The sequence below is a fragment of the Hahella sp. CCB-MM4 genome (assembly GCF_002260525.1).
Classification (GTDB): domain Bacteria; phylum Pseudomonadota; class Gammaproteobacteria; order Pseudomonadales; family Oleiphilaceae; genus Hahella.
In genome coordinates this window covers 736,143-762,799 of the sequence record NZ_MRYI01000001.1, presented here as the reverse complement: position 1 = coordinate 762,799, position 26,657 = coordinate 736,143, and the positions used below count along the sequence as shown (strand labels likewise).

General features: G+C 51.8%; 22 protein-coding genes. 10 read left to right on the top strand and 12 right to left on the bottom strand.

Annotation, left to right across the window (positions count from 1 at the left end; genetic code table 11):
• Positions 1–99: 99 nt before the first annotated feature.
• The 3 genes from BTA51_RS03365 (at position 100) to BTA51_RS03355 (ending at position 4,054) form a co-directional block, all read left to right on the top strand.
• Positions 100–1,074 carry a PP2C family serine/threonine-protein phosphatase gene (locus tag BTA51_RS03365; RefSeq protein WP_094705966.1) on the top strand — a complete coding sequence of 325 codons (975 nt, stop codon included), beginning with the start codon at positions 100–102 and terminating at the stop codon, positions 1,072–1,074.
• On the top strand, positions 1,071–3,266 hold the full coding sequence (locus BTA51_RS03360) for a protein kinase (protein WP_168188036.1): 2,196 nt from the start codon (positions 1,071–1,073) through the stop codon (positions 3,264–3,266). Before BTA51_RS03365 ends, BTA51_RS03360 begins: the two co-directional genes overlap by 4 nt.
• Before the next feature lie 137 nt (positions 3,267–3,403).
• The gene (locus tag BTA51_RS03355) at positions 3,404–4,054 is read left to right on the top strand and encodes an OmpA family protein (protein ID WP_168188035.1); all 651 of its coding nucleotides are present in this window, start codon (positions 3,404–3,406) and stop codon (positions 4,052–4,054) included.
• A gap of 39 nt (positions 4,055–4,093) precedes the next feature.
• Here the strand turns inward: BTA51_RS03355 and BTA51_RS03350 are convergent, their stop codons facing one another.
• The 5 genes from BTA51_RS03350 to BTA51_RS03330 are packed head-to-tail and all read right to left on the bottom strand — an operon-like array spanning position 4,094 to position 11,843.
• Positions 4,094–5,377: a HAMP domain-containing sensor histidine kinase gene (locus tag BTA51_RS03350; protein ID WP_094705963.1), complete on the bottom strand. Its 1,284-nt coding sequence runs from the start codon at positions 5,375–5,377 to the stop codon at positions 4,094–4,096.
• A 26-nt stretch (positions 5,378–5,403) separates the two neighbouring features.
• Positions 5,404–6,111 (bottom strand): response regulator transcription factor, encoded by a 708-nt coding sequence (locus tag BTA51_RS03345; protein WP_094705962.1) that lies wholly within the window; start codon positions 6,109–6,111, stop codon positions 5,404–5,406.
• Positions 6,105–9,293: an efflux RND transporter permease subunit gene (locus tag BTA51_RS03340; RefSeq protein ID WP_094705961.1), complete on the bottom strand. Its 3,189-nt coding sequence runs from the start codon at positions 9,291–9,293 to the stop codon at positions 6,105–6,107. The genes BTA51_RS03345 and BTA51_RS03340 overlap by 7 nt, the downstream gene beginning before the upstream one ends.
• 4 nt (positions 9,294–9,297) lie before the next feature.
• Positions 9,298–10,449 carry an efflux RND transporter periplasmic adaptor subunit gene (locus tag BTA51_RS03335; protein ID WP_094705960.1) on the bottom strand — a complete coding sequence of 384 codons (1,152 nt, stop codon included), beginning with the start codon at positions 10,447–10,449 and terminating at the stop codon, positions 9,298–9,300.
• On the bottom strand, positions 10,446–11,843 hold the full coding sequence (locus tag BTA51_RS03330) for an efflux transporter outer membrane subunit (protein ID WP_246840899.1): 1,398 nt from the start codon (positions 11,841–11,843) through the stop codon (positions 10,446–10,448). The genes BTA51_RS03335 and BTA51_RS03330 overlap by 4 nt, the downstream gene beginning before the upstream one ends.
• Before the next feature lie 278 nt (positions 11,844–12,121).
• On the opposite strand from BTA51_RS03330, the gene BTA51_RS03325 reads away from it, so the two are divergent.
• From BTA51_RS03325 to BTA51_RS03310, 4 genes are all read left to right on the top strand, one after another.
• Positions 12,122–13,237: a DUF1565 domain-containing protein gene (locus tag BTA51_RS03325; protein WP_094706054.1), complete on the top strand. Its 1,116-nt coding sequence runs from the start codon at positions 12,122–12,124 to the stop codon at positions 13,235–13,237.
• Positions 13,238–13,405: 168 nt separating this feature from the next.
• Positions 13,406–14,530 carry an ABC transporter substrate-binding protein gene (locus BTA51_RS03320; RefSeq protein ID WP_094705958.1) on the top strand — a complete coding sequence of 375 codons (1,125 nt, stop codon included), beginning with the start codon at positions 13,406–13,408 and terminating at the stop codon, positions 14,528–14,530.
• A gap of 31 nt (positions 14,531–14,561) precedes the next feature.
• Entirely contained in the window at positions 14,562–15,254 is a 693-nt protein-coding gene (locus BTA51_RS03315; protein ID WP_094705957.1) for a phospholipase D-like domain-containing protein, read from the top strand.
• Positions 15,255–15,392: 138 nt separating this feature from the next.
• Positions 15,393–16,379 (top strand): 2-hydroxyacid dehydrogenase, encoded by a 987-nt coding sequence (locus BTA51_RS03310; RefSeq protein WP_094705956.1) that lies wholly within the window; start codon positions 15,393–15,395, stop codon positions 16,377–16,379.
• Here BTA51_RS03310 and BTA51_RS03305 read toward each other — a convergent pair.
• A complete protein-coding gene (locus tag BTA51_RS03305; RefSeq protein ID WP_094705955.1) occupies positions 16,376–17,305 on the bottom strand; it encodes a LysR family transcriptional regulator in 930 nt (309 codons plus the stop codon). The two genes, BTA51_RS03310 and BTA51_RS03305, sit on opposite strands and share 4 nt — an antisense overlap.
• 103 nt (positions 17,306–17,408) lie before the next feature.
• Between BTA51_RS03305 and BTA51_RS03300 the strand changes: the two genes are divergently transcribed.
• From BTA51_RS03300 to BTA51_RS03290, 3 genes are all read left to right on the top strand, one after another.
• Positions 17,409–17,927: a hypothetical protein gene (locus BTA51_RS03300; protein WP_094705954.1), complete on the top strand. Its 519-nt coding sequence runs from the start codon at positions 17,409–17,411 to the stop codon at positions 17,925–17,927.
• 2 nt (positions 17,928–17,929) lie between these two features.
• Positions 17,930–19,027: an alkene reductase gene (locus BTA51_RS03295; protein ID WP_094705953.1), complete on the top strand. Its 1,098-nt coding sequence runs from the start codon at positions 17,930–17,932 to the stop codon at positions 19,025–19,027.
• Positions 19,028–19,153: 126 nt separating this feature from the next.
• On the top strand, positions 19,154–20,230 hold the full coding sequence (locus BTA51_RS03290; protein WP_094705952.1) for a zinc-binding alcohol dehydrogenase family protein: 1,077 nt from the start codon (positions 19,154–19,156) through the stop codon (positions 20,228–20,230).
• Here the strand turns inward: BTA51_RS03290 and BTA51_RS03285 are convergent.
• From BTA51_RS03285 to lptF, 6 genes are all read right to left on the bottom strand, one after another.
• Positions 20,218–21,501 carry a HAMP domain-containing sensor histidine kinase gene (locus tag BTA51_RS03285; RefSeq protein ID WP_094705951.1) on the bottom strand — a complete coding sequence of 428 codons (1,284 nt, stop codon included), beginning with the start codon at positions 21,499–21,501 and terminating at the stop codon, positions 20,218–20,220. The two genes, BTA51_RS03290 and BTA51_RS03285, sit on opposite strands and share 13 nt — an antisense overlap.
• A gap of 48 nt (positions 21,502–21,549) precedes the next feature.
• Positions 21,550–22,263: a response regulator transcription factor gene (locus tag BTA51_RS03280; RefSeq protein ID WP_094705950.1), complete on the bottom strand. Its 714-nt coding sequence runs from the start codon at positions 22,261–22,263 to the stop codon at positions 21,550–21,552.
• 79 nt (positions 22,264–22,342) lie between these two features.
• Positions 22,343–23,059, bottom strand: a complete 717-nt coding sequence (locus BTA51_RS03275; RefSeq protein WP_168188034.1) for a phosphatase PAP2 family protein — start codon at positions 23,057–23,059, stop codon at positions 22,343–22,345.
• A complete protein-coding gene (locus tag BTA51_RS03270; protein WP_371333170.1) occupies positions 23,056–23,472 on the bottom strand; it encodes a diacylglycerol kinase in 417 nt (138 codons plus the stop codon). The genes BTA51_RS03275 and BTA51_RS03270 overlap by 4 nt, the downstream gene beginning before the upstream one ends.
• Positions 23,469–25,217: a phosphoethanolamine transferase gene (locus BTA51_RS03265; protein WP_094705948.1), complete on the bottom strand. Its 1,749-nt coding sequence runs from the start codon at positions 25,215–25,217 to the stop codon at positions 23,469–23,471. The genes BTA51_RS03270 and BTA51_RS03265 overlap by 4 nt, the downstream gene beginning before the upstream one ends.
• Before the next feature lie 33 nt (positions 25,218–25,250).
• Complete coding sequence (gene lptF, locus BTA51_RS03260; protein WP_168188033.1) at positions 25,251–26,375, bottom strand: LPS export ABC transporter permease LptF; 1,125 nt, start codon at positions 26,373–26,375, stop codon at positions 25,251–25,253.
• Positions 26,376–26,657: the final 282 nt, after the last annotated feature.

Here is a 26,657-nt window from a genome sequence, read left to right as displayed (position 1 = left end):
TAGAAGATATCCAGAAGGCTGAAAGAACCCGGTTAAACCAGAACTGGACTATGCTCTTGTATGACCCTGTTTGCAGGGACTTAGCTAAAGACCCGGATTATGAACAATATCGAATGCTCGGTGGCTCAGATTGATGGAGCCAGAACTTATCAGGAAGACAGTTACCGGATCATGTCGGATTTGCCGATTGGCGAAGGACGCCGTGGGCACCTGTATGTTCTGTGCGATGGAATGGGAGGGCATGCCGGAGGAGGGGTTGCCAGCCGGCTCGTTTGTGAAAGGTTCAGCGCGGGGTTTCAGAGTGCTTCGGGGGAGCCCAAAGAGCGATTTGTTCAGGGCGTTCAGGAAGCGAACCAGTCGTTGGCCCGGGAAATAAAGATGCAGCCTGCCTTAAAAAGCATGGGGTCCACGTTGGTTGCCGTCTGGCTGGAGGAGAACCGGATCTGGTGGATCAGCATTGGTGATTCGCCACTCTGGTTGCTACGGGATGGGCAGTTGACGAGGTTGAATGAAGATCACTCGATGACACCGGTATTGAGAAAGATGGTGGATCTGGGACAGATGACCCAGGCAGCTGCGGATACTGACGGCAAGCGGCATATCCTACGTTCAGCGGTAAATGGAACGGATATTCGACTGATGGACATTTCGGATCAACCGGTAGAGCTGCAATCAGACGATCAGCTGATACTTGCCAGCGACGGAGTGGAAACAATGTCTGTCGAGGGCATCCGCGATGTACTGATGACGACTGCATCGCATAGTTGCCAACAGGCCCTGAGTGAGTTGATGAGGCAGATAACGGCTCGAGACTTCCCCGAGCAGGACAATGCCAGTGCTATCCTGATAAAAGTATCCACCCCGGCGTGGAACACTCTCTCACCGGGTTATCGCCGGAATGTCTCGAATCTAGAGGGAGAAGGACGTCTAAAGGCAGGGGAAAGTCTCAAGGGTGAAGGAGGGGAACTTGCCCGCTTTCTCATGAGACACTCCGGTCAGCGAAAAATGTGGTTGTGGGTGGTAGTCGTTGCAATTGTTCTTTTACTGTTGATTGTCACGGGGGTTTTTGTGTGACAGAGCAAGGTAATCATTTCCTGACCAGCGGTACCAGGATAGCTGAGTACCGGATAGAGAAGCTGTTGGGAGAAGGTGGCTTTGGCCTGACCTACCTGGCGTTTGATGAAAACCTGGAAAAACAGGTGGCCATCAAAGAGTACCTGCCGATTGATTTTGCAATCCGCTCTACAGATGCAACGGTACATCCCCGTACAGAGTCCACCAAGGAGGCATTCGAATGGGGATTGAACGCCTTCATTAATGAAGCCCGGACACTGGCAAGGTTCCAGAATCCCTATATTGTGCAGGTCTATCGCTACTTTGACATGAATGGTACAGCCTACATCGTCATGGAGTATATCGAGGGGCTGACACTTCGTAAGTCCATCCGGGAATCGGGCAAGCTTGACCAGAGCCAGTTGATGCCGATTCTGCTTCCGATCCTGGAAGGCCTGGTGGATGTTCATAAGGCAGAGATACTGCATCGGGATATCAAGCCTGAAAATATCCTCATTCGTGACAACGGCAAGCCGGTTCTGATTGATTTCGGTGCAGCCCGTCAGGCACTGGGCGCTAAGAGCCGCTCCATTACCACCATCATTACCCCTGGTTACGCACCTATCGAGCAATACAGCAGCAAGGCGAAGGTGGGTCCCTGGTCTGATATCTATGCGCTTGGCGCCGTTGCCTATTTCTGCCTCACCCAGATCAAGCCGGAGGATGCCTCAGACCGGGTGGTGGATGATCAACTCAGGCCATTAACAGACATTGCCCGGCAGCAGGGTAGTCCGGCATTCCTTGAAGCCATCGATAAGGCTCTGGCGGTGACTCCTGGTGACCGTCCCCAGACTCTTGATGAATGGACCAATATGCTGCAGGCCGGGGAAGGATGGAAAGCGCCGACCGCAAAAGATCAACTCCTGGCAAAAAAATCACAGGAACAGACAAAGAAAGCAGGACCTGATGCCACCCGGGCCATGCCCTCTAATGACCCGGAGGCAACCCAGCTGGCCGGCTCTGACCAGGCCGCAACACTGGCCCGTCTCTCCACCGGAACCGGTCCCCGACCAAAAGATCCACCAAAACGATCGCCGGTACTGATCGGCATGGTTCTATTTTTGGCTGTGGTCGCCGCTTCCATTGCGGGGATTGTAGTCTTCAAGCCGGAGATTCTACCGCTGTGGGCGCAGAACCTAGGAATGACAGATGCAAGCGGCAAGCTGGAAGGCGGCAATTTGGAAAACGGAGCGCTGGAAAACGGCAATCTGGAAAATGGAAAGTCAGGTACGGGAACATCGGTGCCCGAATCGAAGCTCAGCTATCCTCTGTATGTGACAACAGAGCCGCCAAATGCGTCTATCTCCATTTCCGGAGGTCAGCAGGACTATACTTCCGGTATCAAGCTCCCGGCTGGTGAATATAAGCTTCACATCAGTTTGCAGGGGTACAAAACGATTGACGCTTCTGTTCGCGTTGTGGATCAGGAAGTGCGTAAGCACTTTGTGATGGAGCGGGCCATTAGCCGCGAAGAACAGCAGGCATATGATCGAGCAGCCAAAGGTCGTCAGGTGGAAGATCTGCAGGCATATATCGATGGATTTCCCGATGGGGCCTACATCGGGCAAGTCAAAACCTGGCTAGAGCAGGTTCATCAGGAGATCGCCGCTCGTGAAGAGCGTGCACGGCTTGAAAAGATTGAACAGGAACGACTCGCCAAGTTGGAACAGGAAAAGCGCGCGAAGTTGGAGCAAGAACGGCTTGCCAAACTGGAGCAGGAAAAGCGTGCAAAGTTGGAGCAAGAACGGCTTGCCAGGCTGGAACAGGAAAAGCGTGCCAAACTGGAACAGGAACAACGCGCCAAGCTGGAGCAAGAACGGCGGGCGAAAGAAGCCGAGCAGGTGTGGGTTGAATGTAAACCTATGCCAAGTCGAGCTGCAGCGCTGACCGGGAGAGTCTATATAGATACGGGTAATACCGGAAGTAACTTCACACTGAAGTTGGGGCGGTTTACGGTTCAGCCCAATGCCATTCGGAAAATTGGTGCTTCTGATCCTTATCGGAGTCTGTGCGCTACTTCAAGTTGTTATGAAATCCGCGGCAGTTTTGGTAAGCAGGAATATACTTATATGACAGGTGGGGCTGTCACCAGCCGGGGTGAGGCATGCTTTTATTATTTTGAAGAAAAACCTCACGTCATCCGGATACCCTGATCCCGGGACGTTTAGTACCGGGATTAAGGGATACAAGTACCGGGGCAACAATGCAGGAATAAATGCTCCGGGAAAAATATGAGACTGACAGGCTCCAAAGCCAGACCTTCAAAAACGGTGTAACAAGGAGTAACGAGATGCTGAAGAAACCTGCGCTCAAATTGAAATCTGTGTTTATTGCTTCCACCCTGGTGGTATTGAGCGGTTGTCAAACCATGACGGAGAATCCCGGCGCATCGGCGGTGGGCACTGGGGTGGCGGCAGGAGCCCTGTGCAAGGCCTTCGGAGGAACGGACAAGGAGTGTATTGGTGCAGCCGTTGTGGCTGGGGCCGTCACCTATATCTATCTGCGCAACCAGTTGGAAGAGATGCAGCAGATTGAAAACGTCGAAGCCCATGAGTGCGTGGCAAACGATCCTTCCAAGCAGGCATACTGTGTCACCATGGATAGCAATGCGGTGAATTTCGAATCAGGTAGTGCGCAGATATCCCGTGGTTCGGTCAACACGTTGAATGAAGTCGCCGATGTCATCAAACAGTCTCCAAACACTCTGGTATACATTGAAGGCCACACGGATACTGACGGTAGTGCATCGTTCAACCAGCGTCTTTCTGAACAACGGGCGCTTAGTGTCCAGAGCACGTTCCAGCAACAGGGTATCGAACGGGACCGGATGCAAGCACTGGGTTATGGAGAATCCCGCCCTGCCTATGATGATGTCTCTGATCCTTCCAAAAAGCCTCTTAACCGCCGGGTGGAAATCCGCGTAGAAGGCGGTGAAGGCTAATCGGAGAACGTTTCATTCGGCGTTGCATCAGATGGAACGCTAGGCGGAAGCGAACCTGAGTTCCACCTCATGTCCATATGGGGTGGCCTGGTTTTTGTAATGCCAGTTAAAGCGTTCGGCCAGCTTGCGTGTCAGATCAAGGCCCAGTCCGAATCCAAGTTCGTTGGCTTCATCGAGCTCAGCGGACTGGTTACGATTAACGATGGTTACCTGGTTTCCTTTCTGATCAATCCAGACTTCACCTGCCTGGGTGTGTTGAAAGGCATTTCGAACCAGATTGGCAAGTACAATCTGGGCAGCCACCCGGGGTAGTGGCAGTACCGTTGAAGAGGTTTGAGTGTGCACAAAAACGGATTTTCCCTGCAGCAGGTAAGCCAGATCATGACTGATCTGTTCAACCAGGGCATCCAGTTGTACAGGTTCCTCTGGTAGCGGTCCTTCAGTATCGCGGCTCAGCCACAACAGCGTTTCGGTCAAGTGACTCATGGTGGCGCTGGCGCGCTCAATACGCTCAATCACTTTACCTTCTTTTTCAGACACTTTGCCCTCATTTGCGGATGGCGTGGCATTGAGCTTCTTCAACAGTTCGATGTTGCTTCGTACGGTGGCAATGGGGGTTCGAAGTTCGTGGCTGGCGTGGCGTAAAAAGTCATGCTCCCGTTCCAGAGCCTGCTGCACGGATAGAAGACTCCCGCGTACGATCTCCGCCAGTGTATTCAATTCGCTGTATCGAAAGTCCGGTGCCGGTTGGCGAAGTTTGTCAGGATTCAGAGTGCGGGCCCAGTCACGCAGACTTTCTACCGGATTGGCGACTGACCGCATGATCAGCAATAACAGCAGGATAAACACCAGGATAACGGAGATCGCCACCAGTATTGATCCGGTGATCGGACTTATCCGCGTGGGCGGTGGCATGATCTGTTGCATCTCACGGGAAATGGCCCTGGAAACATACCTGAGATCACCGTCGGTGGTTTCCACCAGCATCAGAAAGTAAGCTGCGTTGGGTCGGGAAAACATTGATTCCTGAAGTATGTTTTTCGTGAACTCAAAAGGCTCCTGAGGAGGAGAGGGAATGTTCTGCCTGATCTCTATCGGCAGGTCCTCAAAACGCTTGGCAATATGGAACGTCAACATTTTCGCCTGACCACTCTCATCGAGCTCGGCACTGTTGGCGACCTCCACCATGGTCCGCTGGGTAATCGCATCCAGACCTTCGATGAAATACTGAACCGTCAACACCGAGTACAGTGCGGCGAGGCTGGTAACCAGGAACAGCAGGGTTCCGAGGATATATAGGCGCAGACTCAGTCTGATTTTCATGGATACTTACACTTTCTTTTTGTTGTTTAGTCAGAGGATTTTGGTTGTTCAGTCGAGGGTTTCAATACAAAGCCAACGCTACTGATGGTGTGAATCAGGCCGCAGGACCGGTGGCTGTCCACCTGCTTGCGCAAATGATGCATATGAACTTTCAGGCTGTTGCTGTCGGGGGGATCCTCTCCCCAGACCGATTGCAGCAACTGTTCCCGACTGACCGGGTTGGGGCTGGATCTGACCAGTACTTCCAGGATCTTGAAGGCGATGGGTGACAGTTTCAGTAGCCCCCCCGCACGCCAGGCTTGCCGCTGCTGGAGGTCGACTTCCAGATCTTCGATTCGTATGCGGTTGATCTGTCCGCTGCGGCGTTTGGCGAGTGTACGCACCCTGACCACCAGTTCCTCCATGGCAAAGGGTTTGACCAGATAGTCATCGGCGCCCGAGCCAAAGCCCTCCAGTTTGTCGTCCAGGCTATCCCGGGCGGTCAGCATGATGACCGGGGTATCGATACCTTCGGAACGCATGGTTTCACACACGGAGAGACCGTTCATTCTGGGCAGGTTGATGTCCAGAATGACCGCCTGGTATCGGTTGTCTCTGATCAGCGTCAGGCCGGCCACGCCATTCGCGGCATGGTCACAGGCGATTGACTCCAGTTCCAGATAATCCACGATGGTGGAGGCCAGATCCAGGTCGTCCTCTACCAGGAGGATATCCAAAGGGGTGTCTGTCAGCATGGGCTGATCATCTCTTCTTGGGTTGCTTTGCGTTTGGCGAACAGACGCTGGGTTACCCTGCTCATGTCTTCTCTGATCATCAACAACACCGGTATCAGTATCAGTGTAATCAAGGTGGCGAACAGGATGCCATAACCCAATGAGGCGGCAGCCGGAATCAGGAACTGGGCCTGCATGGAGGTTTCTCCCAATAACGGAGCCAGACCTGCAAATGTGGTGAAGGAGGTCAGCAATACAGCCCTCAGGCGTCCGGTACAGGCGTTGATAATGAGATCCTGAATATCAAATGACTCCTCTTCGATTTCCCGTTTTCTGACAAGGTTGTTGAAACTGGATACCAGCAGCAGGCTGTCATTGACCACGACGCCGCTCAATGCCAGCACACCGTTAAGGGACAGTATGCTGATCGTCAGATCATTGAGCCAGTGTCCGAGAATCGCCCCGACAATACCGAAAGGTATGGCTGTCATGATCATGACCGGTTGAATATAGGACTTCAAGGGGATTGCCAGCAACGCATAAATCACCAGCAGTGTAATGACGAACATACTGGTCATGGAGCTGGTGGTCTCCGCCTGTTGCTCTGCTTCGCCTCCGAAGTGAATACTCAAATCGGGATATTGCCGCAGTAATTGTGGCACCAGATCAGTCTGTAACTGGCCGACCAGTTCATTGGACGATACCCGGTCTTTATCCACAGAGGCGCTGATGGTCACGGCCCGCAAGCCGTCAATCCGCGTGATCTCCTTTTGCTGATACTCCTGAATAACCGTGGCGACTGAGCTCAGAGGAACCACCTGACCGCTGCTGGTGCGAATGCTGGCCTGTTCGATATCCGCATAGGTCTGGCGCTGGGTTTCGGGGTAACGCACACGTACAGTGACTTCATCCTTGTCGCGCTGGAAGCGCTGTACGCTTTCTCCGCCAAAAGCCTGTAACAACTGCCGCGACAGCGTGGCGGTATCCAGTCCCAGGGCGCGTCCCTGTTCGGTCAGTTGAAACCGGTATTGGGGCTGACCTGAACTCAGGTTGTCATCGATACCGCTGACACCAGAAACCTGTTCAAGGGCACTTCTCAGCTGCTTGCCGGCGGCGATGACGGAATCTTCATTCCAGGCTTTGAGTTCAACTCTCAGATTATCGACCATTGCCATGGTAGACATGATTTTGAGCTTTCTGACACCTTCCGGTTTTCCGCTCAATTGCTCCCATTGTCTGCCGAAATCGGCAATGGAATAGGGGGCATTGTCTTCAAGTTCCACCCTGACAGTGCCGGACAGATCGCTCTCTGCAACAACCTGAAGACTCTTGATGGCACTTTGAGCGGCTTCAGAAACGTCTTCTCCTGATTTCCTTTGCAGCGTTTGATCGGTAAGCAGCGCCTGTTGCTCTAACTGCAAGAGGGCTTTATCCGTCTGCCCGAAACTGGCGTCCGGCTCCATGGCGATTCTGGCAGTCACCACATCACCGCTGATACCCGGAAAGAAGGAAATACGGACACTTCCGCTCAAGGGCAGGCCCACCACCAATATCGCCAGGGCCAGAAACAGTGGAACGACGGCGTAACGAAAACGCAGTGTCTGTTTTATCAAAGGCCGATAGCACTGATGATTGAACCACTGAAGCCCTGAATCGGCTGCGTGCTGCACATGACTCCACCAGTGTTTCACGCCACGGCCGGGAGTCCCCCGGTGAGTATTCAGGTGAGCCAGATGGGCAGGCAGAATGAGTTTTGATTCCACCACTGAAAGCAGCAGGCAGATCGTGACGATAGTGGCAAACTGGGCGTAGATTTTCCCCAGATTGCCCGACACATTGGACAACGACATGAATGCCGCCACGGTGGTTAATACACCAAAGATGGTGGGAACGGCCACCTTCATCGTGCCCTTGACGGTATTGTTCAGGGTGTCACCCTCAGCCTTGCGTGTGGCATAGACACTTTCCCCCACAACGACCGCGTCATCTACCACAATTCCCAAGGCCATGATAAAGCCGAAGGTGGTCATTTCGTTGATGGTCAGGCCGGTGAAATTATCCGTCATGAAATACAGAGTGCCGAAAAACACAAAAGGCAATCCTGCGGCAACCCAGAAAGCCACCCTGAGGTTGAGAAACAGGGCTAGCACGATGAATACCATGGCAATGCCCGTCAGCGCGTTTTTCGTTAACAGGGACAGCCGGTCCTTGATCAGGGTGCTTTTATCGTACCAGGTTTCCAGGCTGACGTTGGCCGGCAGAGAACCGCTGGTCTTCCAGTTGTCCACCACTTGCTGTGCCTGTTCCACGATATTGGTGACGTCTCCCTGTTCATCCATCAATATCTGGATGCCGATGGCATTTTGTTGGTTATAGCGTGAGAGTACGAAGGTATCGTCTTCAAACCCATCGGTGACTGATGCAATGTCTCCCAATCGGATGACAGCTCCGTCTTCGGTGGTCATTAACGGAATATCCGCAAACTCCCGGGTGGAGGAAGCCTGTTCGGATGCCTTCAATCGAACTGTTTTGTTACTGTTGCGCAGGCTGGTAGTCAGTGCAGAGGATGATTCGTTGTTGATAACCCCGGCGATGTCGCTGATGGTCAGGCCATAAGCCTGCAGACGCGCCTCGTCAATCTCGATTGACATCAGGGGATCTGCCTTGCCGGATACAGACAGATCACTGATCGCTGATTTGGCCAGCAGATCTGCTTTCAGACGGTCAGCTAGTGTTTGCAGAGTGCTTCTATCAGTATCTCCGTAGAGATGCACCCAAATGGCGTGGTCCTGACGCCGGGCTTTTTCGATTACCGGCTTGTCTGCGTCGGTTGGAAAATTATTGACCGCATCTACCTGGGTTTTGACGTCGTTTAACAGGTCATCGAGATCCCAGTCGCTGGTCTTTTCGATACTGATGGTGCTGCCGTTGGAGTTGGATGTGGAGGTGATCCGCTTGATACCTGAAACTGTCTCCAGGGCTTCTTCCACCTTCAGGGCAATACCTTCTTCGGCTTGCTTTGCGTCACCTCCATCATAGGAAACGGAGACCGTAATGGAATCCGGCTCCATGCTGGGGAATGCTTCCTTGCGCAGGTCACTGAGGGACAGCAGGCCCAGTACAATAGTGGTGATCAGTAATAGATTGGCTGCCACCGGGTTGGTGGCGAACCATTGAATAATTCCGCGATCGTAGTTTTGCATCTACTCAGCCCTCGTTCTTAGGCTCAACGACCATACCTGTAAGGTAGGTATTCAGGGGGCGAACTACAATATCCGCCTGCTGCAGAGTCAATGCTGGTTTGACATATCGGAAGTTGCCTTCGGAAAACTGCACCTCAGCTGGAAACTTCTGCAGCTGATTGCGGGTGTCCACATACCAGATCGTATTTTCCTGGGTAATGGCTGATGCGGGGATCCGCCACAGATTATCCATCTTGCGTCCGTTAATCTGTGCTTCCACGAATGTTCCTGGGAACAGGGCCGGAGTCTGCTGCAAGGGGTTCTCCACCGAGACAATCAAAGAGCGCTGACGGTCATTGCTGGAGATATGCTGTTGAACTCTGCTAACGCTACCTTGCCAGCTGGCTTTTCCATCGGTACTGATCAGGGTGACCGGCCAGCCGGAAGCGGATCCGGAAGAAAACTCCGGAAGCTTGATCCATTGTGCGGCAGACAAGGGAATCTGTATTTCAATCCTGTCGGTGCTGTAAAACATTCCGATCTGATTACCTGTCTGGACATAGCTGCCCGGTTGCACATCCCGACTGACCACAATGGCATCGAATGGCACTTTGATGCTGGTTTTTTCCAGGTCTCTTTGGGCGACTTTCAGCTGTTTCTGCGCCAGGTTCACATTTGCTTCAGCTGCTTCACGCTGGGGCTGCCGAAGAACCAGGGGAGATTCCGGCTCACCGTTCAGGCCAGATTCCTGCCATTCGAGTCGGGCCTGTTCTCCTTGTCTGTCTTCTTCCAGAAGAGCCAGTCTGGCATCTGCCAGTGTCGCTTCCGCGCTGGCCACCGCCTGTTCATAACCTGCAGTGTCGAGCTTGACGATCTCTTCACCTTGTTTAATCTGCATGCCTGTTGCAAAGCTGTCTGCCATAGAGGTTATTTGGCCGCTGACTTCAGCCGTCAGGGATAGCTGATATTGAGGCTTAGCTTCTCCATAACCTTTGACGCTGGCCTGATAGGAATCTGTAGTGACTTGTATCACGCCGACCTGGGGATGTTGAACCAATGATTGCTCAACCGGGTTGGATGTGGTCTCTTCCATTCGAGTACTGTTGAAAGCAACCGCAGCAGGAATGGTTATGACGGCAATGGCTGTGACGATCAGTGTTGCGGTGGACGATTTCATGAAGTTACCCCAAGGCCCAGAGCCAGCCCGAGATCGACGCGGTTGGCTAGTCGGTTGTATGTGATTTGGATCAGTTGCGCCTGAAGATCAAACGTCTGTTGCTGTACGGAAAGAAGATCGAGAATATCCACCAACCCCTGGCGATATTTGGACTGATAATGATCAGCGCTTCGCTGTGCGTTTTTCAGGGCTTCCCTGATATGTTGCTGCTGGCGCTCCAATGATTGCTCTTGCCCCAGTGTGTCATTCACTTCCTTGACGGCGGAAATCAGGGTTTCCTGGTAGCCCCAAAAGGCCTGTTCAGCCTTCAATTCAGCGATATCTGCTGCTGCCCGGAGCTGGCCACCCTGAAAGAGTGGAGCTGTTAACTGTCCAAGCAGATTCCAGGCCGGGCTTCCGGTCAGAACATCATTGAGGGAGTTACCGGAATTGGTCAGTGAACCGGTCAGCGTAATGCTGGGAAGCAGGTCTTTGTATGCCACTTTTGAGCGATATTGGGCCGCCAGGATGTTGGCATAAGCTTCCTGGAGATCGGGACGGCGGGCTAAATCCTGTTCGGGTATTGCAGACAATGGTTGCAGTACCTCGGGAAACGCTGTGGAGGTCGACGATAACAGGGAATCAATCACGGAAGTGACATCGTTCACAGAATCAGCAGAAAGAATTCCCAGTTGTTGCTTTAGGTTACGAACGCTCTGCGCCAGCTTCTCCTCGTAATCAGCAATCGTGGCGCGGGTTGAGGCGCTGCTGGTGCGGGCATTGTCCAATTCCTCCAGATCACCAAGGCCGCTCCGGTAACGCTGGGTTACCAACTGCTGATTGCGTTCCAACGTTTTCAAACGATCGGTTTCGATGGTTAACAACTGTTGGTACTGGGAAATCTGCAACCAGGAACGCATCAGGCTTGCTGCGAGTGAGTCTCTGGCGGACTGAAGTGTGGCTTCTGAAGCGGCAATATCCATGGCGGCTGCCTCGGTGTTGTCCGCCAGCTTGCGCCACAGATCCAGCTCCCAACTAACGCTGAGTCCGGCACTGAATACATCCTCCGGACTGTCCTGGCGGGTATCGCTCAGGGTGGCTGTCAGGGAAGGTAATTGGCTACCGGAAGTTGCGTCATATTGCCGCCGGGTGATTGCCAGCGCGAGCGCCGTCTGACGAAGCCCGGGATTGTTTTCAAAGGCATTTGACAACAACTCATCCAGCTCTGGAATTCCGACCAGATCATCCAGTTGAGCGACGTTGGTCGCATCCACCTGATCGTATTCCCAAGCGGTTATTGCCTGCTGTGCCTCAGCGGCGGAATTGCTACGGTCTGTGGTCGTCAAACCGGCACAGCCGGTCAGCGTCAGTCCGGCAAATGCCAGGCATATCAAATGTAAGCGACCCCTATTCAAATCTAAACGACCCCTGCGGCCCATTGGTTGTACTCCTTCCAGATTCGGTCACCAGCATAATCCGGAGGGGGTTAACAATGGGTTAAGAAAGCGAACAGCCTGCCATAGATTTGTACATATTTTGTACGATTAATAACCCATGCCAGGAGGGGATTTCTCTAATCTTGCGGCCAATGGATTTCTGAGAACAGGAGAAAGAACGCAGTAGTACCTGCCTTTTCAGAATCCCGGATATCCGGTTTCCACTTTGTGACGGTGATATTTTGAGGGACGTGAAATTGAGAACTTTATCTATATTTCTAGCGTTGGTATTTAGTTATTTTCAGTCTGCTTCAGTATTGGCTTTTTTTGATCAGTCATATGAAGACTTCCAGTATCCAAACCTACATATCTACCATGTTTCTCCCACCGGTGATGATGCCAATCCCGGTACTGACAGCGCACCTTTAAGAACCATTAATGCAGCGCTTGAACTGGCTCAACCGGGGGAGCGAATATTTCTTCATGACGGCCATTATTACCAGGATGTGAGAACTGTCAGGGACGGTGAAGCTGACCGGCCGATCCTGATCTACGGTTCTAAAGAGGCCGAACTGCATGGCGCATTCGATGCTCACATCATCGAAATCCATCATAGCTATATCCATCTGCGCGGATTTACGATTGATGGCAAGTATGCGGATGAAGCGTCACCGGAAAGCTACCGTGGAACCTTGATCTGGGTGCAGGGAATTGAACCGATGTCCGGACCCAAAGGCGTGGCGATAAGGGCCATGAGATTGCGTAATGCCGGGGGAGAGTGTGTGAGAATTCGCTACTTTGTTTCGGAAGCGGAGATTTTTGGAAACACCTTCTATAACTGTGGCGTTCTGGATTTTCAGTTCAATGACGGAACCAAAAATGGTGAGGCCATCTATGTGGGCACTGCCCCGGGGCAATGGGGCAATGGTAAGAATCTGACCTCTGATCCAGACCATAGTCATCATAACTGGATTCACGACAATAGCTTTCTCACGAATGGCAATGAATGCGTGGATATTAAAGACGGCTCTGAGTACAACCTGGTGGAAAATAATATTTGCACCGGTCAGCGAGATCCCAACTCCGGAGGATTTAATATTCAAGGTGACCGGAATATCCTGCGTAACAATATCAGTTTTGCCAATAACGGCGCCGGAATTCGAATCGGCGGGCATATGGTAAACGGGTATCAGTACGGCGTGGAAAATGATGTCTACAGCAACGTCTTTTTTGACAACGGCAATGCAGCCGTCAAAATGATGGCCTATCCACAATCGAATGTCTGTGGAAACGACTCCTACGATAATGCGTTGTCCGACTATGTTGGTATCAGTGGCGCATATTATGAGCCGGATGCAAGTTGTAGCTGGTAGTTAGTCCGGGGTAGAAACAGCTTTATATTCAGATCTATCATCGGCGCTATGCCAAATCCGGCATAGCGCTTTTTTGATTTTGGGGAATCACAGGGTAGGAGAAGTGGATATCTGCATAATATAAGCTGTAATAATAAGATAGGCCTTGAGCCGATAAGCGGCAGTCACATGAGAGCTTCCAAAGGCGTGAAACAAAGAATTCTGCAGATATGCATGTTATGGCTCACTCTGTGGGTGGCCCTACCGGTGGCGGCACACCACGAACCGATCAAAGTGACCTTCTTGAACCCGGGCTGGCTCAACGAGTCCTTTTGGGGGGATGTGGACAATTTCATGCAGGCTGCGGCCCGGCAGTTGAACATTGACCTGACCATATTGCACGGCAACCGGGATGTTTTCCGTACATTGGAAATGGGCGAGAGAATCGGCCGCTCAAAACAACCAACGGATTTCATTATCCTGGTGAACGAGGCGAATACCGGGCCCCGCTTGCTCGAACTCACCGCTGCCAGAAAAATTCCCACGATCATGATTCTCAGCGATTTAACCCGTGCCCAGAAGCAGATATATGGTAGTCCCCGCGAACAGTTTTCTCATTGGCTGGGCTCTCTGGTCCCGGATAATCACTGGGTCGGCTACCACACGGCCCGCCAGATGCATCAGGTCATGCAAAAAGCCAAACCTGATCAGAAGCGTTTTAAATGGTTTGCCATCTCCGGGGATACCGTCACGCCTGCCTCCACGTTACGGGAAGCGGGGATGCGTGACTATGTCAATGAACACCCCGACATCGATCTGGTTAATGTTGTCTACGGTGAATGGAACGAACTGAAGGCCACAGACCTGGCGAGGGCATTGTTAAAGCGCTCGACGGATATTGATGGTATCTGGACGGCCAACGACCATATGGCGTTCGGGACGATTATTGCACTGGATGAGTACGGGCTTGAGCCGGGAAAAGATGTGTTTATCGGGACCGTTAACAGCTCCGAGAAAGTATTGAAGTACCTTGATGAGGGAGTCATCAGTGCATTGGGGGCCGGACATTTTACCGCAGGAGGTTGGGCACTGCTTTTGGCTTATGACTATTCCCACGGCTATGATGCGATGGCCAAACAACAGGTGCTCAAACAGTCCCTTTTCGATATTATTCAACCAAACACTGATGCATTTCGCATTTTGAGAAGCAGGGACTGGGATCAGTTTCCCATTGTCAGCTTCAGCCGCTTTCATAATCCTGACTGGAAAGGCTATGAGTTTAGCCTCAACCCGCCGAAGAAACAGTCGAGATAAATCTGAATGAATCCTCAAAAAAGGACCCTTCATGCTCCCCACAACCAGGCAACTGGAACAGCAGTTAATTGACTATGTCGCTGATGATCATCTGAGTAAAGAAGAATCAAGAGATCTTCGCGCAGCCCTGGAAGATCTTCCCAATGAAGACATCAGCTATCTGCGTAACCGCTTGTTTGACCATGCCAGGGCCAGGCTGGAAGATACGCCGGATGCCGCCATGGATCATCTGCGCTGGCTGGAACGTTGTGTCAAACTTTTTGATTCCACGCTGGTGGCACGACAATCGTCCAGCTCTGCCTGGTTCAGCCCCGGAGAGGACTGCCGCAGGCAGATTATTCAGCATCTCAACAATGCCAGGCGCCAGATCGATATCTGTGTGTTTACCATTTCCGACAATGACATTGCGGACGCCGTTCTAAATGCCCATGAAAGAGGTGTTGCTGTGAGAGTCATCACCGATGATGACAAGAGAGAAGATATCGGCAGTGATATCGCCATGCTTCAGCGGCATAAAGTTCCGGTAAGACTTGATCAGACGCCGGATCACATGCATCACAAGTTCTGTGTTGTGGACCGTATGTTTCTGATCAATGGAAGCTTCAACTGGACACGAAGTGCCACAACCCGCAATCAGGAAAACATCGTGATCACGGATGACCAGAAGTTGATCAGGGAATTTATTGATCGGTTTGAGCATTTGTGGAGCGAGTTTGCAGGATAGTTTCTGCAGTACTCTCAAGATCGCTCTGCGCCACGACTAAAAGAGAATAGCTGTGCGCCATGCCCAAAAGGAGGAATATCAATAATTTTCCAAACGTGTAACCTATTATCAGGTGCTAAGACATTTGGGAATGACATTGTGAAAACCGCCGTATTCTCCGCCAAACCCTACGACAAGGAACATCTGGAACCAGCCAATCAGAGTCGTCACGAGCTGGTCTACTTTGAAGCACACCTTAACCCTCAGACAGCCGTACTGGCGAAAGGGTTTGATGCGGTGTGCTGCTTCGTCAACGACACGTTGGATGCTGAAACCATTGCCACGCTCGGAAGTGTTGGTGTCAGGATGATCGCCATGCGTTGTGCCGGGTTCAATAATGTGGACCTGGACGCTGCGAGGCAAGCAGGTATTCGGGTGGCAAGAGTGCCGGAATATTCCCCTTATGCTGTGGCTGAACATGCCGTCGCACTGATTCTTGATCTCAACCGAAATATCCACAGAGCCTACAACCGGGTGCGGGAAAACGACTACTCTTTGAGTGGTTTGCTTGGATTTGATTTGCATGGCAAGACCGTCGGTGTGATCGGTACCGGAAAAATCGGGGTGGCTTTTGCCAGGATCATGGCTGGTTTTGGCTGTCGAGTATTGGCCAGTGATCCCTTCGAAAACCCGGCATTGCAAGGCGTCGCGGAATATGTGGAGCTGGACTGCCTGTTTCGTGAGGCTGACATTATCAGTCTGCACTGTCCGCTGTTGCCTCAGACCCACCACTTGATCAACGCTGAAACCATCTCACAGATGAAGCGGGGCGTCATGATCATTAACACCAGTCGTGGCGGTCTGATTGACACTCCGGCAGTGATAGATGGATTGAAATCCGAGCAGGTGGGGTATCTGGGGCTGGATGTTTATGAAGAAGAGGCAGAACTGTTCTTTGAAGACTATTCCAATGTCCTGCTACAGGACGATGTATTTGCGCGTCTGCTCACTTTCCCTAATGTCGTTATTACGGGGCATCAAGCTTTTTTCACTCAGGAGGCGTTGTCCGCGATTGCGGAAGTCACGGTTAAAAATCTCAATGCCTTCGAAAAAGGTGACACCCAGAGCGGTGAATGGGTCGCCTAAGGCTTGTTGAGGTATTGCAGGCCGTTCTCGTTCAGCAACTGACGGCAATGTTCTTTTAAGGACTGATGTAATGCCCTGACCGCAGGATTTAACTGACGGCGATCGGCACAAATCAGATTCAGGGGAGCTGGTTCTCCCCGCCATTCAGGGCACAGAGAAATGAGATTTCCCGCCCCCAGATCCCTGGCCACATCCAGGGCGGATTTGTAAGCGATGCCATGCCCGTTTATTGCCCAGCGTCTCACCACATCTCCATCGTCTGAAACCCGGTTACCTTTAACTTCCACCGTATATTCCTGGTCTTCTCCGAACAGACGCCAGCGATTGTACGTGTATTCGCTCAGCATGTAGCAAAGGCAGTTGTGTCGGGTTAATTCATCTGGCGCAGCAGGCGTGCCGTGCTGTTCAAGGTACGCCGGTGAAGCACAGAGAATTCGCCGGTTCCCCGGTGCTACAGACAATGCCACCAGATTGGATAGGGGCGGCTCCCCATAGCGCAACGCCAGATCCACCGGCTGGCTGTATATGTCGGCGATACGGTCAGTGAGTCGCAAGCGTACTTCCACTTCCGGATATTGCTGTTGAAAGCTGTCCAACCAACCCACCAACATGTTTCTGCCAAGATCTGAAGGTGCGGATAATTGCAAAGTACCGCGGACAGCAGCAACGCCGTGAGTCATCGCCTGACTACCTTCATCCAGTATCTGTAACGCTTCCTGGCAATGCCTCAGAAATACCTCCCCTTCCTGGGTCAAACGCAGATGCCGGGTTGAACGGATGAAGAGAGCCACACCGAGTTCTGCTTCCAGTCTCTTTACCGCCGCACTGGCGGCGGCCGGGGTTAAATCCAGCTGCCGGGCGCAGGCCGAAAGACTGCCCAATTGGGCCGTTTTGGTGAAGATGATGAGATCCTGTAGAGCTTTCATTTTCAAAAATTGGTTGAAATAGCTTATGAATATTGGTGGTTTTTCAAAATCTAACAGTGAAATACCCTGATCTCAATCTTTAAATCTGCAAGATCAGTGGACAATGATGAATCACCCAACTGAAAAAACGACTTCCTCTTCTGATCCTGATCAGAAAACCCAACCCATGAACGTGCACTGGGAGTTCGATCATATCAATGTCACGGCCCCCGCAGGTCATCCTGTGGGACATCAGTTGGTGGCGTTATTGGGTCTTTCCCCCGGATATCGGCCGCCTTTTTCTTTTCCCGGAGCCTGGTTTTATCAGGTGAAGGATGCCGTATTGCACATGGTGGACGCGGAGGCTTCCGAACCGCCCCAACTTAATCATATTGCCTTCCGCTCCCAGGCCAGACTGGAGGATGTACTGGCCCTGATCAGAGATACCGGTCTGCCCTACCAAATGGCCAGGGTACCCGAAGCCGAACAGATACAGATCTTTATTCCATTGGTGGAGGGGTTGTTGATTGAACTGGATATCCCGTTATTTAAAGACATAAGCGAAGACATACGCAAAGACATACGTGAAGACATTGAACCACTTGATTCATTGAATTCCCTGGACCAGCTAAAGGAGCTGTGATCATGACTGCAACGTTATTAGAAAACTACCGGATGAATGAGTTTTACCTTCCCAACCGTATGGTCATGGCACCGATGACCCGTTGTCGTACAGCCCAGCCCGGCAATATCCCCACTCAGACCATGGCGGAATACTATGCCCAACGTGCAGGGGCCGGACTGATTATCACCGAGGCCACGCAGATCTCCCCCCAGGGCCAGGGTTATAGCTTCACGCCGGGTATACACAGTGATGAACAGGTTCAGGGATGGAAACTGGTGACCCGTGCGGTTCATGAAGCCGGCGGAAGAATATTCCTGCAACTTTGGCATGTGGGACGCATGTCTCATGAATCATTTCATGACGGTGGGGCTCCGGTGGCGCCTTCTGCCATTCAGGCGGATGCCACCGTCTGGGTAGCCGATGAAAATGGTGAAGGGCAGATGCTTGAATGCTCCATGCCGAGAGCCTTGACCACTGCGGAAATCAAGGAAGTGATCGAGGACTATCGGCGTGCTGCCCGTCATGCCATGGAAGCTGGGTTCGACGGTGTGGAAATCCACGGCGCCAATGGTTACCTCATCGATCAGTTTCTGAGAAGCACATCCAACCAGAGAACCGATGAGTTCGGTGGCAGCATCCCCAACCGCGTGCGGTTTCTGATAGAGGTGGCTGAGGCTGTGAAATCGGAGGTCGGGTCTGATCGTGTCGGCGTGCGACTGGCGCCTTATATCACCGCCAGGGGAATGGATTGTCCGGAAATCGTGGAGACGATTCAGTTTGCTGCCGATCAGCTGAATAAGCTTTCTCTGGCCTACCTGCACCTTTCAGAAGCGGATTGGGATGATGCTCCCCAGGTGCCGGAGGAGTTCCGACACCAGCTTAGAAAGGTCTTCAGCGGATCCCTGATTGTGGCGGGTCGCTATGACCAGACCAAGGCGGAGCAGATTCTATCTTCCGGACTGGCTGATCTGGTCGCCTTTGGTCGTCCCTTTATCGCCAACCCGGACTTGCCGAGTCGTTTACGTCATGGCTGGCCGTTGGCGGAATTTAATTCCGCCACGTTGTTCGGTGGCACTGAAACAGGTTATTCGGACTATCCGGCATATTCACCGGCGTAACGGCGGAGTCTCATTTGAGTGAAGCTCAGATTTGCGAGAACCAACAATGTCCGAAACGATGAACATATAGATATTTAGATGAACACGTAGATATTTAGATGAATACGTAGATATTAAGAGGTACATATGAAAGCGATTGCTTACCAACAAGCGCTCCCGATAGAGCATGAAGAATCATTGCTTGATATAGAACTACCGGCACCCAAGGTTAGTGGGCGCGACTTGCTGGTAGAAGTACGGGCAATATCCGTGAACCCGGTGGATTCGAAAATCCGCAAAGGCGTTTCTCCTGCGGAAGGAGAGTGGAAAGTTCTGGGGTGGGACGCCAGCGGTATTGTCAGAGCCGTAGGACCGGACGTCACCTTGTTCAAACCTGGAGATCAGGTCTGGTATGCCGGTGATATCTCCCGCCCAGGAAGCAATGCCGAACTGCAGGTCGTAGATGAGCGTATCGTTGGGAAAATGCCGGAGTCCCTTGTCTTTGGTGAGGCGGCAGCGTTACCTCTGACGGCGATAACCGCCTGGGAAATGCTGTTTGACCGATTACGGCTTGGTAGCGAGACAATCTGGTCTGATCAACCTGGTGCGAACTCTGCACCAAATACCGGTGCCGGATATCACTCGAACGAAACCCTGCTGATTATCGGGGCGGCAGGTGGCGTGGGGTCGATTATGACCCAACTGGCCAGACAGCTGACTTCTGTGACGGTGATCGGGACCGCTTCCCGGGAAGAAAGCCGAAATTGGCTGTTGGATTTGGGAGCTCATCATGTGATTGATCATACCCAACCGTTAGCGCCGCAGCTGAAAGCCATTGGTTATGAGACGGTGACACACGTGGTATCGCTGAACCAGACCGACCAGCATTTTGATAGCATCATGGAGGTGATTGCGCCTCAGGGACAATTCGGTCTGATCGATGATCCCACCACGTTGAGTGCGCTGCCACTTAAACGCAAAAGTGTTTCCCTGCATTGGGAGCTGATGTTTACCCGATCGCTCTACCAGACGAAAGACATGATCAAGCAACATCAATTGCTAAGTCGGGTCGCAGAACTGGTTGATGCGGGGCTTGTGCGGACCACCATTGCGAACCATTTCGGGATGATCAACGCGGCAAACCTGAAGCGTGCCCATAAGCTACTGGAGTCTAACCAGTCCCGGGGAAAAATCGTACTGGAAGGGTTCCATCAGGACGTGTAGGGAAGAACCTGGGAGTGTGCTTCGGACGCAGGTAGCTGTACCTTCACGCTGGTTTGCCCCTCCGGGGTGGAAACCAGCGTGAACTTCCATCCCAGGTAGTCACAAATCAGCGTCACGATATAGAGTCCGATGCCTGAGCTGTGCTGGGCGGATGAAGTGTCTGCTGAGGCCTGTTGCGGAGCGACTTTAATACCTTCGTCCAGCACTTCGAGAGTGGTGTTGTTGTAGCGGATAAACACCTGGCCCTTGTTGTGATGTAAGGCGTTGCTGATCAGGTTATGCAGGAGAATCCTGACCATGGTTCGGTCGGCCTTGAGAGAAACTTCGGTGGTGGGTGTTTCCAATTGAATTCTGCTTCGCAATGACGCGTCCACCCCGGCCAGTTCATTAATGATGTCCGTCAGCAGGGGAGAAAGAAGAAAGGAAACACTTGAAGGAGGCGTGTTGGTTTGCCTGACCAGCGTCAACAACGCCTGAATGTTGGCCGACATGGTGGTGGCTGCGTTGGAAATCCTCAACAGAGTCTTTTCATCATCCGGATGCAGGCGCTTCCGGTTTTGAAGTACTTCGGCTGCGCCTAATATCACGGTAATCGGCGTTCTCAGCTCGTGACTGGCCATAGTGACCAGTGAGCGTTCACGTTTTATCAGGTGGTCAATATCGTCCAGGTAATTGTTGAAGGACCCGGAAATTTCATTTAGTTCTGCATCCTTATAGGTCACCGGCAGTCGCGCATCCTCTTCACTCGGCCGTGCCCGGCGAATATCGGTGGTTAACTGTTCCAGCGGTTTTGAAATTGTTCTGCTGATAAACACCGACAGGATAAAACTGATGAGTATGGCCAGGCCACCGAGTGTGATCATGGCGGTAACCATGATCGATTCCCTGTGCTCAAACAATGACAGATCCTTTGCCAGAAAGTAGGTACCTTCGGGAATATGATTGGTGATGACCAGGTAATCCTGTCCAAGAAAGTCAACTTCCCCCTCAAAGGGAATTGGCATTCCCTGGAAAATGATGGGAAGCTCTTCGACTTCATCCAGTCCGGCCGGCAGGTATACAAGGGTCAACATGGCTGACTGGATTCGTACAATCTTGTCAGTTTCGTGCCTGTTCAGGAAGTGCTCTATCTCTGCCTGTTTATCCATTTCCAAGGTGGTGGCTTCAAGGTCTTCCAGAAACCACCAGGCTACGACCAGTACCAGGGCGACGCTGACCGAATAGGTCCAGAAAAATATGCGCTTTACCCTTTGGGATACTGAGTGGGCCATGATCTGATTACCTATATGCTTGTGAGAGAGGGCTCATCACAAGAGTCTCTAACCGAGTTTACCGTCAGGCTGCAGAACGTAGCCACGGCTGTGCAGGGTTTTTATCATATCCCTTCCGAGACTGGATTTCAGGGTTTTGCGTAGTGCATACACATGGGTGCGGATGGTATGGGGATCGCCATCTGGGTTGCCCCATAAGCTGTTACTGAGGTCCTGGTAAGACACAAACTCCGGATATTGTCGGATCAGGGTTTCAAAGATCGTCGCGCTATAGCCGGATAACGTTGTCCGGGTTTTATCGGATAGCGAAACGGTTAAGGTTCCCGGCGTGTAGGAGACGTCTTTGGCAATCAGGTGATCGCTTTGGCTCCGGTTTCGTCGACAAAGTGCCTGGATACGAAGCTCAAGTTCGCGCATGTGAAAAGGCTTGACCAGATAATCATCCGCTCCGGCAGAAAATCCGGCGTCCTTGTCCTCAATGGAATCCCTGGCTGTCAGCAGAATGACCGGTACCGATGAGTGAATGTCCTGCCGAATCCTCCGACAAATGGTAAAGCCGTCTACACCGGGCAACATGACATCCAGAATGACAACATCGTAGTAGTGGTTGGCAAGAAGGTGTAACGCGGTCAGCCCGTCCCCCGCGAAATCCAGGTCGTAGTTGTCTTCTCCCAAATACTCAAAGAGGTTTTCCGCAAGGTCCTTGTGATCCTCAACAATCAGTAGCCGTTGTCGGTTATGGAGTTGAACGGGTGCCACCATAAAGCGCTCCTTGTCATGCTGCGAAGGTCATGCTGTTATAAGATCATAGTGCCGGAAACGGGTTATCTTCTGAATAAGTTTAGCCATGAACGGGCGGGGGCAGGTTTCTGGCCTCAATGGGCAACGGCTCCATTCTGGCAAAGAAGAAATGATAAATCGAAAGAGAGGTATACCAGCAGATACATAGTGTCCAAATATCGTGGGACAGGAAATGGGCGCCGCGAAGCTGCTGGGCGATACCGAAAGTTAAGCCCAGAATTAAGCCGAACATCAGGGCTGCACGCCGCCACTGGTATTTATACATGACACAGAAAAAATACAGAGCCACCCAGGCATAACCGCCACTGGCATGCCCGGCTGGAAAGCAGCTTCCGCCGGAAGTACTGAAAATTGCATCATACAAAGGATGGTAAGGGTAGTTTCCGCCGTAGCGTTGTAGATCCCAGGGGCAATTGATATGTGTGATATGTTTGAACAGCGAAACCAGTGAAAGAGATAAGGCAACCACTGTAAAAAGGTAGATCAGGCCAGGACGGTAGTGGCGGAGTGTGGGAAAAATCCAGGTCGAAGCAAGGCCTAGCAGCACCAGAACAACCAGCAGGCCGACCAATGCGCGTCCCCCGCTGTGAATAAGGTTGTTGGTTATCCAGAAATTGCGGAGAAACCAGTGATAGCCCTCCCAGGAAAAAATGGCATCGGCCAGTTCGATATCCAGATTTTCGTACTCCAGCAGGAGATTGCTGATGAGAAACAGGAAGAGCGGTAAAAACCAGTAAAAGAGGCGGGTCCTTGTCAAAATAGAACATCTCCCCAAGTGACAATGACGATGGTTAATGCGACAAATACGGCCGCCGAGCCCATATCCTTGGCTCGCTTGCTGAGTTCATTCGGCTCAGTGCCGATGCGATCCACTACGGCTTCAATCGCTGAGTTCAGCAACTCAACCAACAGCACCAGAAGCACACTGCCGATCATCAATATTCGCTCAATGCTGGTATTTCCAAGATAAACGGCAAGGGGGACCAGCAGGGCAGTGCATACCAGTTCCTGACGAATGGCGGCCTCATGTTTCCAGCCGGCAATGAAACCCTGCATAGAGTATCCCGTTGCCAGCAACAGCCTTTTCAACCCTTTATTTCCTTTGAAGTTGGGCTGAGATCCGGTTGTCACTGATGAATGGGACATTCCCCGTGAAGAATCTTGCATCATAGTTTTTCCTGGGTGGTTGATGGAGCCTTCTGCTGAGGAGCTGACGAGGCACTCTGCTGGGCGATAACGGTATTAGACGGCGCTCGGCAGCCGTTGAATATGTCCCGGTCGTTGCGGTATATACCGGTCTCCACATCAAGCATTCCCAACACAGAATCGAAGAGGTTGTCCTGACTGAAATGATCCTGTCGTTTGTTGATCAGGCATTCTTTGTCGATGGCAAAGCGGCTGGTAAAACCATCAGCCATCCACAGAATAAAGGGCACATGGGTTTGTTCTTCGGGAGCCAGCATATAGGGGATCCCATGCAGATAGAGATTGTGTTCACCCAGTGATTCCCCATGATCGGAGACATAGATCATGCTGGCATCGTATTTGTTCGAGCGTTGCTTGAGAAATTGAATAACCTCTGACAGGAAATGGTCGGTATAAAGAATTGTATTGTCATAGGCATTCGTGATTTCCCCACGGCTGCACTCTTGCAATTGATTGGTGTGGCATTGGGGCTGATATTTTTGAAATTCTTTGGGAACACGCAGGAAATATGCAGGCCCATGGCTGCCCTTTTGATGTAACACGATGACCGTATTTTTGTCGGATGCATCGATCTCCTGTTCCAAGCTGTCGAGCAAAGCCATGTCGAAGCATTCGCCGTCCTCACATAAACTTGGTGCAGGGTGCCGGCTGGTGGATTCAAATTCCACACGATCACAAACGCCTTTACAGCCTGAGTTATTGTCCCGCCAGAGGACTCTGAATCCGGCGTGCTTCAAAGCATCCAGAAGGTTTTCGGTATACCTCTCCTCGCTGTTTTCAAAATCGGAACGGCCTTTGATGGAAAACATACAGGGCACCGAAACAGCCGTGGAAGTGCCGCATGAGGAAAAGTTGGTAAAGCTGACGATATCCTCGGCTTCCAACGCGGGGGTTGTTTCCCGTTGGTAACCATTCAGGGAAAAGTTGGCGGAGCGGGCGGTTTCCCCGACAACCAGAACTGCCACAACCTTGCGATCACTGACGTTATTCCAGGCAGAACCCAATCGGGCATCAGTGGCGAGTTGTTTGAATGCCATATCGGATTTAGGGAGGAACTGTTTGGCATAGGATTCCAGAGAATACATGTAGTTCACCGGCACAATGAGATTCCGGATGTAGCGGTGATTTCGGAACAGGGAGGCGTAGTCCTGGTAGAAGAACATGGCCACAACGCCGATGATCAATACGGTGATCAATGCGGTCGCAGTCTTGATAAGCCCCTGTTGAAGGATGGAACCGTATCTGATCGGCACCATCCAGACCAACACGGCGGGTAACAGACCTTTGAAAAGCACATAAAACACCACACTGAGATTGAGTAGTTCCTGGCTTTCCTGAAGGTCGGTTTCCATCAGGTTCTGAATCATGCTCTTGTCGATCATGATGTTGTAGGCGTGCATGAAATAGGTGGCAATGGAACTGGCCAGAAGAATGAATATGGTGATGGGTTTCAACACATAAGGAACCGCCACCAATGTCAGAATCAAATTAAACAGCACCCAGAAAAATATGAAGATGCTCACCATAAACGTCAGGCTTTCAATACCGCTCATACCATGGAGCTTGTCCACAGTGGTGAAGAAACTGCCGTTGAAAGCAATTAACAGATAAGCAGAGACCAACAGAGTGAACAACCAACTGGGGCAGCCTGCAGGAAACTTCTCCAGGAATAATTTGAACTCGGGTCGTTGGCTTAGGATTCTTTGCATGGGTATATTGCTCAAGGCTTTCCTGTAAGAGGTTCACGTGGCTTGGGGAGAAGGCAAAGAGCCTGTATTGGTGGAGAGTGATCCGCGTTTCAGGCGAAGCTGCGGCCAGACAAACAACAACACTGCCAGCCCGAGGAAAAGCAGGTGAACCGGCCAGAGCCCGATCACTGCAGGATAAGCCTGTTGCTCAATGGCCTTTCGACCATAGATCAGTAATCCCAGGTATGAGATGTAGATCATCAGCGCGGGGAAAATTCTTGCGAATCGTCCCTGGCGGGGATCAACCCGGCTCAAGGGGATCGCCAGCAGGGCAACGACCGGTACCAGTAGCGGCAGGGACAGACGCCATTGAAGATTGGCTGAGGCTTTCGGTGAGTTATTTTTTAACAGTGTCAGGGTGGGGATGGCTTCATCAAGGGTATCCTTATCACTGATTTCAGGTGGCTCCACGAGGATGCCGTAGCGCTCAAATGACAGGTTGTTGTAGTCCCTCTGACCGGGGACGCCGTTATATCGGTGTCCGTTGGTCAATACCAGGTAGCGTTGCCGGTTTTCCGGGGTATAGATCAGATTGCCCCGATTTCCCACCAGGACGGATAGCTGTCCCTGGTCATTTTTCTCTGCAATGAACACATTTCCCAGCACATCATTGTTGTCGGATTTTGATTCGGTATAGAACACTCGCTGGTGGTTGCCGGTGCTGTGGAATTTTCCAGGCACGACAAAATCAAACTCCGTGCGCTGGGCCTGATCGTTGAGAATGCTTTCTGTCTGCTGTCGTCCCAACGGATTCAGGTAAAGGCTGAACAGGGCCACCACAGCGGTGACTGTCAGGGTTGACCAGGCGGTATAGCCTATCAGCCGCCAGTTGGAGACACCGGTAGCACGCAGGGCTGCCATTTCGTTGTCGATGTACAGGCGTCCGTAAACCAGGAGAATGGAGAGGAACAGCGCAACCGGCAGGATCATGGCGAGGAATCCCGGCATGCGGTAGGCCATGATGGGGAAAACGACGTCCGCCGATATCTTTCCCAAGGCGGCATCTGACAAATACTGGATAAAACGGGTACTGGTGAATGTCACCAGCAGAACGAATGTCATAGCGCTCAGCATCAGCAGGATCTGACGGCTGAAGTAGCGGGAAAGAGTAGACATCATGATGACCCGATCAATCCTGAAAGTGGTTAAGGGATGTTTTTCAGGATTATCAACCAGCAAGGGTCAAGATATTCTCAAGTAAATATCAAGAAAATATCAAACCGGCTCTGACGCCCGATCTCAGGCCAGATAGCGGCTGTGGGGTATTGGTGCTGGCAAGAATTGCTGCTATCCAGAATTGCCGTTATCAAAAGCAAGAGTTAAAAAGAGCGGTTATCAAAAAGAGGCTATCGAAAATAGAAAGAAGGTGTTTCAGGAATTGAGGACCGTGCCGAAAGGGCT